Origin of the sequence: Streptomyces sp. NPDC098781 (assembly GCF_044759995.1) — a bacterium.
Taxonomy (GTDB): domain Bacteria; phylum Actinomycetota; class Actinomycetes; order Streptomycetales; family Streptomycetaceae; genus Streptomyces.
The window spans coordinates 240,934-254,854 of sequence record NZ_JBIWAK010000006.1; the positions used below are offsets into that span (position 1 = coordinate 240,934).

13 protein-coding genes are annotated in these 13,921 nt (G+C 71.3%); 6 read left to right on the forward strand and 7 right to left on the reverse strand.

What is annotated here, in order from left to right; genetic code table 11:
- Window positions 1-35 precede the first annotated feature (35 nt).
- Both ACIQWG_RS25445 and ACIQWG_RS25450 read right to left on the reverse strand, forming a co-directional pair.
- Entirely contained in the window at window positions 36-755 is a 720-nt protein-coding gene (locus ACIQWG_RS25445) for a LuxR C-terminal-related transcriptional regulator (protein WP_404099865.1), read from the reverse strand.
- The gene (locus ACIQWG_RS25450) at window positions 755-2,077 is read right to left on the reverse strand and encodes a PspC domain-containing protein (protein ID WP_404099867.1); all 1,323 of its coding nucleotides are present in this window, start codon (window positions 2,075-2,077) and stop codon (window positions 755-757) included. Before ACIQWG_RS25450 ends, ACIQWG_RS25445 begins: the two co-directional genes overlap by 1 nt.
- A gap of 143 nt (window positions 2,078-2,220) precedes the next feature.
- Here ACIQWG_RS25450 and ACIQWG_RS25455 point away from each other — a divergent pair, with 143 nt between their 5' ends.
- Complete coding sequence (locus ACIQWG_RS25455) at window positions 2,221-3,654, forward strand: PspC domain-containing protein (protein WP_404099869.1); 1,434 nt, start codon at window positions 2,221-2,223, stop codon at window positions 3,652-3,654.
- Window positions 3,641-3,883, forward strand: a complete 243-nt coding sequence (locus ACIQWG_RS25460) for a hypothetical protein (protein WP_404099871.1) — start codon at window positions 3,641-3,643, stop codon at window positions 3,881-3,883. Before ACIQWG_RS25455 ends, ACIQWG_RS25460 begins: the two co-directional genes overlap by 14 nt.
- Before the next feature lie 4 nt (window positions 3,884-3,887).
- On the opposite strand, the gene ACIQWG_RS25465 is transcribed toward ACIQWG_RS25460, so the two are convergent.
- Window positions 3,888-4,418 carry a DoxX family protein gene (locus tag ACIQWG_RS25465; RefSeq protein ID WP_404099873.1) on the reverse strand — a complete coding sequence of 177 codons (531 nt, stop codon included), beginning with the start codon at window positions 4,416-4,418 and terminating at the stop codon, window positions 3,888-3,890.
- Window positions 4,419-4,622: 204 nt separating this feature from the next.
- Window positions 4,623-5,903 (reverse strand): hypothetical protein, encoded by a 1,281-nt coding sequence (locus tag ACIQWG_RS25470; RefSeq protein WP_404099875.1) that lies wholly within the window; start codon window positions 5,901-5,903, stop codon window positions 4,623-4,625.
- A gap of 367 nt (window positions 5,904-6,270) precedes the next feature.
- Here ACIQWG_RS25470 and ACIQWG_RS25475 point away from each other — a divergent pair, with 367 nt between their 5' ends.
- On the forward strand, window positions 6,271-7,155 hold the full coding sequence (locus ACIQWG_RS25475) for a DUF4429 domain-containing protein (protein ID WP_404099877.1): 885 nt from the start codon (window positions 6,271-6,273) through the stop codon (window positions 7,153-7,155).
- A 32-nt stretch (window positions 7,156-7,187) separates the two neighbouring features.
- Here ACIQWG_RS25475 and ACIQWG_RS25480 read toward each other — a convergent pair whose 3' ends face one another.
- On the reverse strand, window positions 7,188-7,994 hold the full coding sequence (locus ACIQWG_RS25480; RefSeq protein ID WP_404099879.1) for a class II aldolase/adducin family protein: 807 nt from the start codon (window positions 7,992-7,994) through the stop codon (window positions 7,188-7,190).
- A gap of 154 nt (window positions 7,995-8,148) precedes the next feature.
- Here ACIQWG_RS25480 and ACIQWG_RS25485 point away from each other — a divergent pair, with 154 nt between their 5' ends.
- A complete protein-coding gene (locus tag ACIQWG_RS25485; RefSeq protein ID WP_404099881.1) occupies window positions 8,149-8,622 on the forward strand; it encodes a pyridoxamine 5'-phosphate oxidase family protein in 474 nt (157 codons plus the stop codon).
- Window positions 8,623-8,632: 10 nt separating this feature from the next.
- Here ACIQWG_RS25485 and guaA read toward each other — a convergent pair whose 3' ends face one another.
- Window positions 8,633-10,210, reverse strand: a complete 1,578-nt coding sequence (gene guaA / locus ACIQWG_RS25490; protein ID WP_404099883.1) for a glutamine-hydrolyzing GMP synthase — start codon at window positions 10,208-10,210, stop codon at window positions 8,633-8,635.
- 319 nt (window positions 10,211-10,529) lie between these two features.
- Here guaA and ACIQWG_RS25495 point away from each other — a divergent pair, with 319 nt between their 5' ends.
- Window positions 10,530-10,817: a chorismate mutase gene (locus ACIQWG_RS25495; protein WP_404099885.1), complete on the forward strand. Its 288-nt coding sequence runs from the start codon at window positions 10,530-10,532 to the stop codon at window positions 10,815-10,817.
- A 608-nt stretch (window positions 10,818-11,425) separates the two neighbouring features.
- Here ACIQWG_RS25495 and ACIQWG_RS25500 read toward each other — a convergent pair.
- Window positions 11,426-12,559, reverse strand: coding sequence for a hypothetical protein (locus tag ACIQWG_RS25500; RefSeq protein WP_404099887.1), 1,134 nt, complete (start codon window positions 12,557-12,559; stop codon window positions 11,426-11,428).
- Window positions 12,560-12,805: 246 nt separating this feature from the next.
- On the opposite strand from ACIQWG_RS25500, the gene ACIQWG_RS25505 reads away from it, so the two are divergent.
- Window positions 12,806-13,837, forward strand: coding sequence for an LPXTG cell wall anchor domain-containing protein (locus tag ACIQWG_RS25505; RefSeq protein ID WP_404099889.1), 1,032 nt, complete (start codon window positions 12,806-12,808; stop codon window positions 13,835-13,837).
- The last annotated feature ends 84 nt before the right edge of the window (window positions 13,838-13,921 follow it).

Consider the following 13,921-nt stretch of genomic DNA (forward strand, 5'->3'; position numbering starts at 1 on the left):
GTAGCGGCGGTACGGCGCTCGGGCCAGCTCAGACCTCAGACCAGCCGTCGTGCCGTCGCCCACCGCGTGAGCTCATGCCGGTTGGACAGCTGGAGCTTGCGCAGCACCGCCGACACATGCGACTCGACCGTCTTCACGGAGATGAACAGCTGCTTGGCGATCTCCTTGTACGCGTACCCCCGGGCGATCAGCCGCAGCACCTCCCGCTCGCGCTGGGTGAGCCGGTCGAGGTCCTCGTCGACCGGCGGCGCGTCCGTCGACGCGAACGCGTCCAGCACGAAACCGGCGAGCCGAGGCGAGAACACCGCGTCGCCGTCCTGGACCCGGAAGATGGAGTCGACCAGGTCGGTGCCCGTGATCGTCTTCGTCACATAACCGCGCGCACCGCCCCGGATCACCCCGATCACGTCCTCCGCGGCGTCCGAGACGGACAGCGCGAGGAAGCGGACGGGCTGTTCGGCGTCCGCCATCAACGGGGCGCAGCGGCGCAGGACTTCCACCCCGCCGCCGCCCGGGAGGTGCACGTCGAGGAGGACGACCTCGGGGCGGGTCGCGGTGATGACCGTGACCGCCTGGTCGACGTCCGCGGCCTCGCCGACGACCTCGACGCCGGTCTGCTCGGTCCGGCCGATCTCGGCCTGGACTCCGGTACGGAACATCCGGTGGTCGTCGACGAGGACCACGCGCACATGCCGCTCGCCCACGCTCCCGCCGGTCGGCTCCACGGGCTCGCTCGCCTCGGTCGGGTCGCTCATCACGTCTTCTCCGCCCTCTCCATCTCCAGCTCGACCTCCGTGCCGCCGTCGGGTACCGCCCGGAGCCGGGCCGTACCGCCGTAGCGCTCCATGCGGCCGATGATCGATTCTCTGACGCCCATGCGGTCGGCGGGTATCGAGTCGAGGTCGAAGCCCGGACCGCGGTCCCGGACGGACACGAAGACGGTCTTCCCCTCCACCTCGGCGTAGACCTGCACTGCGCCGCCCTCGCCACCGTACTTCGCGGCGTTCACCATCGCCTCGCGCGCGGCCTGCATCTGTGCGCCGATCTTCTCGTCGAGCGGACAGTCCCCGACGACCACGACCTCGATGGGCACGCCGTGTTTGTCCTCCACCTCGGCGGCGTTGCGCCGCACGGCGTCGGCGAGGTCGGTGGGTTCGTCGGCCTCGTCCTTGCCGGTGCCCTCGGGTTTGTAGAGCCAGGTGCGCAGGTCGCGCTCCTGGGCGCGGGCCAGGCGGCGGACCTCGTTCGCGTTCTCCGCGTTGCGCTGGATCAGGGTCAGGGTGTGCAGCACCGAGTCGTGGACGTGCGCGGCGACCTCGGCGCGCTCCTGGGCCCGGATGCGCATCAGCCGTTCCTCGGAGAGGTCCTGGGTCATCCGGACCAGGTACGGCCCCGCGAGGAGCGTTATGCCGACGAGGACCGCCAGGGCGGCCTGGAGGACGGAGCCGAGGTGGGCGGCGGAGCCCTGAAGGACGAAGATGCCGGAGACGCCGGCCGTGACCAGCACGACGCCGCCCGCCGCGCGCAGCAGGCTGAGGGTGCGCCGGCGCCGGCCGACCTCCATCCAGCGGGCCCGCCGCGCGTTGTCCGCCTGGCGCCAGACCAGGGCGACGCCCGCGCCGACCAGCACGGCGGGCAGGAGGTAGGCCTTCGCGCCGTTGCCCAGGTCCACGCTGCCGACGAAGACCATGGCCACCGCGACCATGAGGAGCAGGGCAACGATCTGCCCCTTGTCGGGCTTGCGGGCGACGAGTCTGCGCCGGCCGTCCGGCGCGGTCTCGGTGGCGAAGGGGGGCGGCCGCTGCGCGTCGACACCGCCGACGCCCAGCGGAACGAAGAACCAGAACGCGGCATACAGCAACGCGCCGAGGCCGTCCGCCATGAACAGACCGACGAAGACGAGCCGCACCCAGATGACGGGCAGGCCGAGATGCCCGGCCAGCCCCCGCGCCACGCCCCCGAGCCAGCGTCCGTCACTGCTGCGGTAGAGCTTGCGCGGCGGCCGCGGTTCGACGAGTGGCGCTGCTGCGGCTTCCGGCATGCCATCGATGGTCACACGCCCGGCCGACCAGGGCATCAGGGTCGACCCCCTAGACTCCCCTGATCTTCGCGGGCCGCCGTTTCGCACACATCCCCCGCACCCGCCTCAGGGCCGATATCAGGGTCCGACCAGGGTCGTACCGACTCCCATCCGGCCGACCCGCCCGTCACCATGGACACATGACTGATCACCAGCACGCCGCGGACTCCGTGCCCGAGCCGGACGACGTGCCCACCACGGGCACTCCGTCCGGCCCGGCACCCGCGAGCGCCGCGGGTGAGGGACCACGTGCGCACCCGGGCGCGGAAACAGGGGCGCCGGCGGAAGCGGGCGTCCTCGACGCGCCGCACAGGTTCCGGCGCGACCGGGGAAACAAGATGCTGGCCGGTGTGTGCGCCGGGCTCGGTCGGCAGTGCGACATGGATCCGGTGATCTTCCGGATCACCCTCGCCGTCCTCTCGGCGACCGGCGGCATCGGCCTGATCTTCTACGGCTTCGCCTGGCTCTTCGTCCCCTACGACGACGAGGACGAGAACGAGGTGCGCAAGCTGCTGACCGGCCGCGTCGACGGTCAGGCGCTGACGGCCGTGCTGTTCGCGCTGGTCGGTTGCGGTGTCTTCCTGACCATGCTGAGGAACGGCGGTGTGCTGGCCTTCGCCGTCGTCCTCTCCCTCCTCCTCGCGGGCGCCGGCTACTGGTCGCGGCACCGCGGCACCCCCGACCCCGACCCGCTCGCCGCGCAGGCCGTCGCCGACGCCCCGCCGGAGGCCCAGGCGCCTCCGGTGCCCGCGGCCTACCCGTCCTGGTGGCGCGACCCCATCGTCAAGGACGGCACCCATGACGGCGGCACGGGCTATCTCTGGGGCCCCGGCGACGCCCGCGACCGCGACATCGCGGCGGCCGTCAACATCGGCCTCGGCAACACCTGGAGCAGCCGACAGGACATCCGGACCCGACGCCCCCAGCAGCCCAAGCCCCGCGGCCCCCGTTGGATCGGCGGCTGGGTGTTCCTGCTGGCCCTCCTCGCGGGCGCCCTGGGCACGGGCGCGACCTGGCACGACGACACACTCGGCACCAGCCTCCAGACCGGCCTGGCCTGTGCGCTGCTGGTCATAGGCCTGGGCATAGCGGTCAGCGCCTTCCTGGGCCGCACGGGAGCGGGCTCCGTCTTCCTCGCGGTCATCACCGCGGGCCTGCTGGCCGCCTCGGCCGCCCTGCCCAAGGACATCAGCACCCACTGGATCGAGAAGGACTGGCGACCGGCGGCGGCGACACAGGTGCAGGAGGACTACGAGCTTGGGACGGGCGTCGGGACCCTGGACCTGACCCGGCTGAAGTTCACCGGGGACCAGCCGGTGACGACGCGAGCGGACGTCGGCGTCGGCCGGCTGAAGGTGATCGTCCCCAAGGACGCGACCGTGAAGGTGAGCATCGACGTCGGCGTGGGAGACATCCAACTGCCGGGCGAGGACGAGCGGGACGTGGATGTCGCGCCGGGCAAACACAAGGAGCTGACCCTGAAACCGCCCACCGGTACCAAGAGCGCGGGCACGCTGGACCTCGATCTGAGCGTGGGCGTCGGACAGGCGGAGGTGAGCCGTGCTGCGTCATGAGTTCCAGCCCGGAAGGCTGGTCGCCGGCGGCTTCCTGACCCTGGCGGGCATCATCTACGCCGGTGACGCGGGCGGCGCCTGGGAGACACCGTGGTTCGCGGTGATCCCCCTGGTCGTCTTCGGCCTGTTCCTGGCAGGGGCGACGGCACTCCTGACCCGAGCGATACGCAGCAGACGCCGCACCAGGCCGCGCACCCCCGTCGGCCCCCAGCAGGAGCCACCCAACTGACCGGCTACCGATACGCACCGGTCCGCCGCCGTCGTCGCGCACGAAGCGCGGCGTCCACCGACAGCAGCGGAGCACCGGCCAGCACGAGCGGCAGCCAGGCCATCAGGTAGGCGAGGTCGTTGCCGTAGTAGTAGGGATCGGAGGCCCAGCTCACCGTCAACCACAGACTCAGCGAGATGAGCGCCCCGCCGAGCGCCGCCAGACGGGCGAACAGCCCGATCAGCGTGCCGATGCCGACGGCCAGCTCACCGAAGGCGATGGCGTATCCGAAGCCCACCGGGTTGTCCAAGGCCATGTCGACCATGGCCGGAATGGCCGCCGTGTCCCGAACGGCCCGCATCATGTCGCCGATCGAGCCCGCCCCGGCGTCCTTCATGAAGGCGCTGTCGGTGAGTTTGTCCAGGCCGGCGTAGATGAAGGTGACGCCGAGAAAGACGCGCAGCGGCAGCAGCGCGTAGCGGGTGGCGGTCTCCCGCCAGTCCCGACCACCGTCAAGGTAGGGACGGTGAGCATCTGTGTGCATACCGTGAGTCATCGCCAGTAGCCGCCTCTCGCCCGCCGTGCCGTGACCCCTCAAAAGACCATACGTACGCAATAACCGCGCCGCTCAACCACACCGCCCCGCATTCTCCGCCCCGCCAAGGCCTCCGGGAAACCCCCGCGCCCCACCGGCCGGCAACAGGCCGCCGCGGGCATCGCCCGCCCGCGCACCGGACGGCACCCGCCACTCAGTTACTAGTCACTCAGTCACATCGATCACGTACCGATTCGTCTCCACGCCCACCGCGGTAACCACCTGCACCTCCACCCGGCCCGGCTCGACCTCCACGGGCACCGGCACGGTCAGCACCGCATCCGTCGGGTTGCTGAAGCCCCCGGCCACCGGCACCAACGGCACATGCACATGCACCGCCCCGACCCGCACCACCATCCGCGACAACCGATCCGCCCCCTGCGCCCCGGGCGGCACGAACCCGGCCCCCCGGATCTCGATGTCGTCCCCCGTCCGGATCGGAGCGTCCAGATCGCCGGCCTCGCGGACCCGTACCACCGAGAGAATCACCGGTCGGCCGCCCTCCGCGTACTTCCCCGCCAGATACGTCGCGGCGGAAACGAGCACCACCACCGCCAGCCCCCACGGCAGATCGGGCAACTGATCCGGCCGCCGCCCCAACCGCACCGCCGCGAACAGCAATGCCACGGCACCGATCACGACGTACTGAATGTCGGCGAACGTGCCCCGCCCCGCGTCGTCCGTCAGCAGATCCGCCGCCCGAGGCCGATGCGCACGCACCTTCTGCAACCGCTGCCCGAGCACCCGCATCCCGACGACGCGCCGCACCAGCACCGCGATCGCGCACACCACCGCGAGCACCGTCACCACACCGGCCCCGCGCGCCAGATCGAGCCCGGCGATCAGCGCGTCGCGCTCCGCGTGCCCGGAGGCCGCGGCCAACCGCCCCACGAGCACCAACACCGCGTACGCCACGAACAGCACCCAGGCCCCGGCCACCGCCCGTGAGGTGGACAGCCGGTTGTCCTCCCCGATGACCGGCGCCAGTACGCCACCGCGCGCCCGGTGGAACCACGACGCGGCCGTGAGCACCCCGGCCGTGACGACCGCCGCCAGCAGCCCGGCGGTGCGCGCGGCGGTCCACCCCGTGCCGATCGCCGTGAGCGCCTGCACCAGCAGCAGCGCCACGACCAGTCCCCACACCACGCTCGCCGTACGCCACCACAGCCGAGCCAGCCACGCCTGGCCTTCGGCCCGTCCGCGCTCGGCGACGAGTTCCGCCGACTGCGTCAACTCCTCGGAGACCCACTGCCGGGAGGCCGAGACCGAGTGGGCCACCGCCGCCGGGAGCCCCTGTCCGGCGGCGAACTCGTCCCGCATCAGCAGGAATTCGGCAACCGCCCGCCGATGCCCCGCACGCGCACCGTGCGGACAGTCCCCACAGGTGCAGCCGCCCCCGTGAGCGCCCACGACCGCGCCGCCCTGCCCAGCCTCCTGCACCGCCACGCCCGACGCCTGCCTTCCTCGAACCTCACGACCGACCCCACGACCTTCAGAGCTTCCACGCCCATCAGGCCCCGACAACCCGCACCGGCGACCCCACGGGCACACCGGCAGACTCACACCGGCAGACCCCGCCGGCACACGGCCGCACGAACACACGGCCACACCGCCTTATAGCCCACGGCCCCACCCCCGGCAGCCGGATCTCACATACCGGCCACCGTCGATTTCGGCCACCGCCGGCGCCGCTTGCAACTGCCGTACGACGACAGCGAATTGTGCCGTACAGCGCCCGTTCGGCTGTCGGCAGGGCCATGGGGCGCGGGTGAGCGGAGGACCACCGTGTTGACCCGGCTGCGAGAATTTCCCCATGGCCGAGATCATCCAGCGCGACGGGACCTGGGCCTTCGACGGCACAACGGTCCGGATCACGCCGGGACTCCACCGCTCCGTGCCGCTGTTCCGGCAGACGTACGGAGAGATCGCCGTACCGCTGGAAGCCGTGGCGAGCATCGTCTTCGAACCCGAACGCAGGCGCGGCCGACTGCGTATGCGGCTGCGCGAGGGCGCCGACCCGCTGCTCCAGGCGACCGGTGGCCGGCTGCCGGAGACGGCCGATCCGTATCGGCTCACGGTGGACATCGACCGTGCGGGAGTCGCCGAGTACCTCGCCGAGGAGATCCGCCAGGCGCTGCTCCTGGACCAGATCCCCAGGGAGGCGAGCAAGACCTACCTCCTGCCCGGCCCCCCGGTCCCGGTCTCCGTCCGCTCTTCCGACGGCACGGTCTCCTTCGACGGCACCCAGGTGCGGATCGACTGGTCCGACACCTCCGAGCGGGTCAAGCGGGCGACCGGCCCACGCATCATCGACGCGGGCGACCTCGTGCAGGTCGAGTGGCTGCCCAACACCGGCTACGAGGACGGCTTCCTGCGCTTCGTGACCCGCGAGACGGTGTTCTCCAAACTACCGCCGGAGAAGGACCCGTACGCCCTGGATCTGTGGGGCAGCGCCCGGCGCGATCTGCTCACGGCGCTGATCGCCACGGCCGTCACCGCACGTCTGCCGCACCCCTCCACGCGCACCGGCATCGACCACGCCGACCGCCCGCAGCCGGCGGCGTCCGTTCCGCCCCCGGCCGACCATCACGACGTACTGCTGCGCAGGCTCCGCGAGTTGGGCGAGCTGCACCGGGACGGCGTCCTCACGGACGAGGAGTTCGCCAGGACGAAGGCGGTGGTCCTGCGCGGCTTCTGACCACGCGACCGCCCCGGCACCGGGACCTCGGCTCAGCTCAGCAGGTCCGGCTCGCTTCGGCTCACGTCCTGCCACAGCGGCTGATAGTTGATCCACGCCACCAGATCCCCGCCCAGCTGCTCCCGCGTGGCCACCGCCTGCCGATGCTCGATCAGCACCGGACGTCCCGCCGCCCGGGCGGTGAGCTGCACCTGGCAGGACCGTTCCATGGACAGGAACCACCAGGCCGCCGCGTCCACCGAGTCGCCGACGGTGAGCAGTCCGTGGTTACGCAGGACGAGGGCCTTGTGGGAGCCGAGCGCGGACGCGATCCGGCGGCCCTCCAGGGCGTCCACGGCGACCCCGGAGTAGGCGTCGTAGAGCGAGTGGTCCTCGTAGAAGGCGCAGCTCTCCTGGGTGATGGGGTCAAGGAGTTCACCGAGCGCCGCGAGCGCGCGCCCGTGCACCGAGTGGCAGTGGGCGACCGCGACGACGTCGGGGCGGGCGGCGTGCACCTGGGAGTGGACGGTGAAGGCGGCCTGGTTCACGTGGTAGCGGCCGTCGATCACCTGCCCCTCGGAGTTGGCGAGGACCAGGTCGCTGACGGTGACGTGCTTGAACGGCATCCCGAACGGATTGACCCAGAAGCAGTCGCTGAACTCCGGATCGCGCGCGGTGATGTGTCCGGAGACCCCGTCCTCGAACCCGAGCCGTCCGAAGATCCGCAGCGCGCCCGCGAGCCGTTCCTTGCGGTGCCGGCGCTCGTCGTCGAGGGACTCGTGCCTCGGTGGCATCGCGAACCGCAGCTGGTCGGTCGGCAGCGGCGAAGGCGGAGTGGGCCCGAGGGGCGTCCCGTGCATCTGTCCTCCAGCACTGGGTTGCTTACGGGGCGGAAGTTACCCTCGGTCAGCGCAGGAGAACAGAGCTGTTCTGTAAAGATCCCGCCCCCACGAGATCCCGGTCGGCCCCGGAAACCAGACAGCGGATGTCGGGTATCGGCGCGACACTCACCGTATGACAGCGAACTGGGCCGCCTTCGCCGCCGCAGAACCGGACCTCGCCCGCACCGCCGAAGAGCGCTTCGGCGCCTTCACCCACCACGTCCTCGCCACCCTCCGCAAGGACGGCTCCCCCCGCACCACCGGCCTGGAGGTCCGCTTCCTGAACGGCGAGCTGTGGCTCGGCATGATGCCGGACTCGCTCAAGGCCCTCGACCTGCGCCGCGACCCGCGCTTCGCGCTCCAGGCCAACCCCGGGGAGGGGCAGTCCATGGGCGGCGGCGATGTGCGGATCAGCGGGCGGGCGATCGAGGTCGAGGACCCGGCGCAGAAGGCCGCGTACGGCGAAGAGGTGGAACCGCCGGAGCCGTTCCACCTCTTCCGTACCGAGCTGACGGAGGTCGTGAGGACCTACGTGGAGGACGACAAGTACCTGGTCGTCCAGGTCTGGCAGCCCGGCCGGCCCGTGCGCACGATCAAGCGCACCTAGGGCCTGTCCGCTACTCCCACTCGATGGTGCCCGGCGGCTTCGAGGTCACGTCGAGGACGACGCGGTTGACGTCCCGCACCTCGTTGGTGATCCGCGTCGAGATCTTCGCCAGCACGTCGTACGGCAGCCTCGACCAGTCGGCGGTCATCGCGTCCTCGGAGGAGACGGGCCGCAGGACGATCGGGTGGCCGTAGGTCCGGCCGTCGCCCTGCACGCCCACGCTGCGGACGTCCGCGAGCAGGACCACCGGGCACTGCCAGATGTCCCGGTCGAGGCCGGCGACGGTGAGCTCCTCGCGGGCGATGGCGTCGGCGTCGCGCAGGAGGTCGAGCCGGTCCTTGGTCACCTCGCCGACGATCCGGATGCCGAGGCCGGGACCCGGGAAGGGCTGGCGCTGGACGATCTCGTCCGGGAGCCCGAGCTCCTGGCCGACCATCCGGACCTCGTCCTTGAACAGCTGGCGGAGCGGCTCGATGAGCTTGAACTCCAGGTCCTCGGGGAGGCCGCCCACGTTGTGGTGGGACTTGATGTTCGCCGTGCCGGTGCCGCCACCGGACTCGACCACGTCCGGGTACAGGGTGCCCTGGACGAGGAACTCCACCGCCGGACCCTCGTCCGCGATGATCTCGGCCTGCGCCTGCTCGAAGACCCGGATGAACTCCCGGCCGATGATCTTCCGCTTCTCCTCGGGGTCCGAGACCCCGGCGAGCGCCTTGAGGAACCGCTCCTCCGCGTCCACGACCTTCAGCTGTACGCCGGTCGCGGCCACGAAGTCCTTCTCGACCTGCTCGGTCTCGCCCTTGCGCATCAGGCCGTGGTCGACATACACGCAGGTCAGCTGGGAGCCGATGGCCTTCTGGACCAGGGCCGCCGCGACGGCGGAGTCGACGCCGCCGGACAGCCCGCAGATGGCGCGCCGGTCGCCGACCTGCTCGCGGATGGCCGCGACCTGCTCCTCGATGACATTGCCGGTGGTCCAGTCCGGCTTCAGACCCGCGCCCCGGTACAGGAAGTGCTCCAGCACCTGCTGGCCGTGCGTGGAGTGCATGACCTCGGGGTGGTACTGGACGCCGTACAGCTTCAGCTCGTCGTTCTCGAAGGCGGCGACCGGGACAACGTCCGTGGAGGCCGTCACCGAGAAGCCCTCGGGGGCGGTGGAGCAGGCGTCGCCGTGCGACATCCACACGTGCTGCTCGGCCGGGGTGCCCTCGAACAGGGTGGAGGACGACTTCGAGACGTGCAGATCGGTACGGCCGTACTCGCGGGCGCCGGTGTTGTCGACCGTGCCGCCCAGGCTCTGCGCCATGAGCTGGAAGCCGTAGCACATGCCGAAGACGGGGACGCCGGCCTCGAAGAGGGCGCGGTCGAGGCGGGGGGCGCCCTCCTCGTACACGGACGAGGGGCCGCCGGAGAGGATGATCGCCGCCGGGTTCTTGGCGAGCATCTCCTGGACCGGCATGGTGCTCGGCACGATCTCGCTGTAGACCCGCGCCTCGCGGACGCGACGGGCGATGAGCTGGGCGTACTGCGCGCCGAAGTCGACGACCAGGACGGTGTCGGGGGTGGCGGCGGGGTTCGCTGATGACACGGGTTGCCTTCCGGCGGTTGAGCGAGGTGTGTGTGGGGCCGAGTCTACCGGGATCCACGGACCCCCCTTCGGGCCAAGCCCGTCTCAGGATGCGAACCGTCTTGGACGCCCCCGCGCGGCACGGCATACTGGCCCCATGCTCACGCACACGACCTTCCTCTTTACCTATGGCACCCGGCCCGCCGGCTGCCATGGTCGTGCCGCTTGAGCAACTGACAAGCGACTTCCCAGGCGCCCCGGGCCGACAAGGCCCGGGGCGTCTGGCGTTTCCGGGTCCTGTCGGCTCCGTGGCGGCCCCACCCCCTGACAGGAGCCCCGCATGACCGCGACCGCCGCCGAGAAGACCGGCGCCCACACCCCCGAGGCCGTCGATGTGATCACCGGCGCCCGTGAACGCATCGACGCGCTCGACGACCGGATCATCGGTCTGATCCAGGAACGCGTGGCCGTCTCGGCGGTGATCCAGGAGGCGCGGATCACCTCGGGCGGCCGGCGGGTGAACCTCGCCCGGGAGATGGAGATCCTCAACCACTACAGCGAGGCGCTCGGCAAGCCGGGCACCTCCCTCGCCATGACGCTGCTCGAACTGTGCCGCGGTCGCATCTGAGTTCGGCCTTTCTCTCACCCGTACGGCGCGTGACGCCTCCCGTACCGCTTCGTTGGTACCGGTGTCCGTGCCAGCCAGGGGCGGGCCCGAAAGAACCACGCGTGGCTCGCTTGGAGCGATGAGGTGGACGGATCACGCCGTACGCCGTGGGACCTCGCTCCAGGAAAGTGACCGGACGGCAGGGGACAGCAGCCCGGTCACCCAAGAGAACGGTCGGCTCCGGGGACGCCCGGGGCCGACCGGCGGAAAAGTAAGCAAGGAGTACAAAACCGGGCCGAACGGTTGCGGTGACCGCACCCGTCCAGCACGATGCGTACAAAGCCCGGGTCCCACGGCCTCAGGCACCGCTGTCCCCAGCCTCACCGCCTCAAGTCCCGCCCGTACTCCCGCATTGCCCGGCCCGGTCGTGCGTCGCCGCACTGCCAGAGGTCGAGACCATACGTTGCCCGCCGCGCGTCCGCCGAGACGGAGCGCGGCGACCGGACCAGCGGCGCAACCCCCCGGCGCCGCTCCCAGGCACCGACGCTGCCCTGACGTCGGTGCTGACGATAGAAGGGCCCCGCGGCTTCGCACCTGCGGGGCCCTTCTCATGTCCGCCGGGCGCGGCGTCAGGTGCGCGAGACGGTGCCGCAGTCCCTGGACTTCCCGTCCAGTTTCCTGCTGCGGTCGTAGGGGTCGACCACCTCGCCGGAGGGCTCGGGGCCGCCGATCAGATCGGACTGGAACATCGGGTGGATACGGCCGTCACCACCCACCTGGCAGTCGTCGTTGGAGACCTCGCCGTCGATGGCGCTGACCCAGATGCGCCCCGCGGTGCCCTGGTACTTGGCCGGATCCGAGACGTCCACCTCGACGATGCGGCGGACGATCGTCCGCGCGACCTCGTTGCCGCCACCGACCTCGGCCAGCGCGTACACGAAGGTGTAGTCGGCCCGGATCAGCGCCTTCCCGGCGCCGTCGCCGGGCTCCACGGTCATCCGGCCGCGGACCTTCACCTCGGTGCCCACGAGCTCGACCTCGTCGGGGTCGAAGCGGGTGAAGGTCCACGCGGGGTCGTTCTTCTCCGTGGGCCGGCGCAGCGAGGAGCGCAGCTCGGCCAGGTACTCCTTCTGCAACGGGTCGACGAGCGCCAGCGCGGCCTTCGGTTCGGCGCCGTACATCACCTCGCGGTCGAGGTTGGCGGCGACCACGAAGTCCTTGGTCAGCCGCAGGCCCGTCCGGATCGCCGCGGCGGAGACACCGCCGACGGCCTTGGCCTTCGGCACCTCGATGGCGGCCGCTCCGGCGGCCCAGGGCTCGGCGGGGGATCCGGCGAACGGCCGCTGCCGCGTGGGGAGTCCGGCGGCGTCGGCGGGGGCTCCGCTGGGCCGGGCCGTCTCCGCCGCCAGGGGTGACTCGGGAGCCGCGGACGGCTCGTCCCGGGAACCGCCGGGCAGCCAGGACAGCACGGCGGACGGCTTGAGGGCGATCACGGCCACCGCGACGGCCAGCAGCACGCCGAGCACGCTCCAGATCCTGCGGCGGCGCGGGCCGCGGCCGTTCATCTCCTGCCAGGCGGGGCCGGTGCGCCAGCCCGCGGGCAACTCGCCCCTGGCGTCCTGCTGCCGAAGCCGTTCGGTGACCATCCGGGCCCGTGCGGACGGTTCCTTCGGTACGGAGTCCTGGGCGCGCTCGGCGTCCTGGAGGAACTTCTCCAAAGCCTCGTCGGATATGGACGAGCCTTCGGACGGCTTGTCGGTCACGGCGGTGTGCGCTTCCTCTCAGCGGGCTGTCGGCCGGCTGAGCGTACGTCAGTTCGGGGCCGCCGAGGGGACACTTCGGTGGTGTGACGCAGGACACATAAGAAATCTGTTAGTGAAGGCACAACCATTCACAGCCGTCGCGGATCAAACCCTGCGAATCAAGGGCCACAGCCGCGCCCCACACGCGGAGGCCTCCCGATAGCGCGTGCTGCGACGCCGCAGCACTCCGGACTTTCCGAGGTCTTCATGAAGCTTCGCCGTGCACTGGCCGCCGCGGCCACGACAGCTGTCATAGCGCCGATCGCGCTGCTGTCCGCGCCGGTCGCGTTCGCCACGGACGAGACCCCGACGCCGCCGGTGTCGGAGAGCACGCCGGCCGCCGACGACACCACGCCCGCGGCCGAGGACAGCACCCCGGCCGCCGACGAGTCCACCCCTGCCGCCGACGAGTCCACCCCGGCCGCGGACGACAGCACCCCCGCCGCGGACGAGAGCACGCCGGCCGCCGACGAGTCCACCCCGGCCGCCGACGACAGCAGCCCCGCCGCCTCCCCGTCGCCGAGCGCGAGCGAGAGCGCCCCGGAGGAGGTCGACTTCTGCGAGGACGTGGACGAGGAGGAGGTCGGTCTCAGCGCTGACCTGCACAGCGGTCTGTCGGGTCTGCCCGAGACGATCGTCGCCGGCAGCGGCTGGACCGACTTCTCGTTCGACGTGTCCAACTCCGGCGACGAGGCCATCAAGAACATCAAGCCGATGATCGGCGTCGCCGCGGTCGGCTGGGACTCCGAGGACTACTCCGGCGAGATCAAGGTCCAGGTCTTCGACAAGCAGGCCGGCGCCTGGCAGACCCTCGCCGACGCCGCCGGTGAGGGCGCGACCTTCACCGCGTTCGGCCTCGACGCCGGTCAGTCGACGTCGTTCAAGCTGCGGCTCAGCGTCAGCGGCAAGGTGCCCGACGCCATCGGTCTGACCGGCGGCTTCGCGCAGTACTCGGACGCGGACGGCTGCTGGCTGGCCGACGACCCGAACGGCTGGGTCTACTTCTTCGACATCCTCGCCGCGGGCTCCGACCCGGGTGACCCGGAGGAGGCCAAGCCGCAGACCGGCGGCCAGGAGCCCATCTCCGACGTCAGCGACGTCGACGTCGCCGGCAGCCTCGCCGAGACCGGCTCCAGTTCCAACCTGCCGATCCTCGGCACGGTCGGCGGTATCGCCATCGTCGCCGGTGCCGGTGTCGTGTTCGCGATGAAGCGCCGCAAGGTCGGTGCCGAGGCCTGAGCCTCGTAAGAACTGCCGGCAAGACAGAGAAGGACCTGCGCTCGGAGGGGGGCGCAGGTCCTTCTCTGTTGGTCGGGTCGGCCG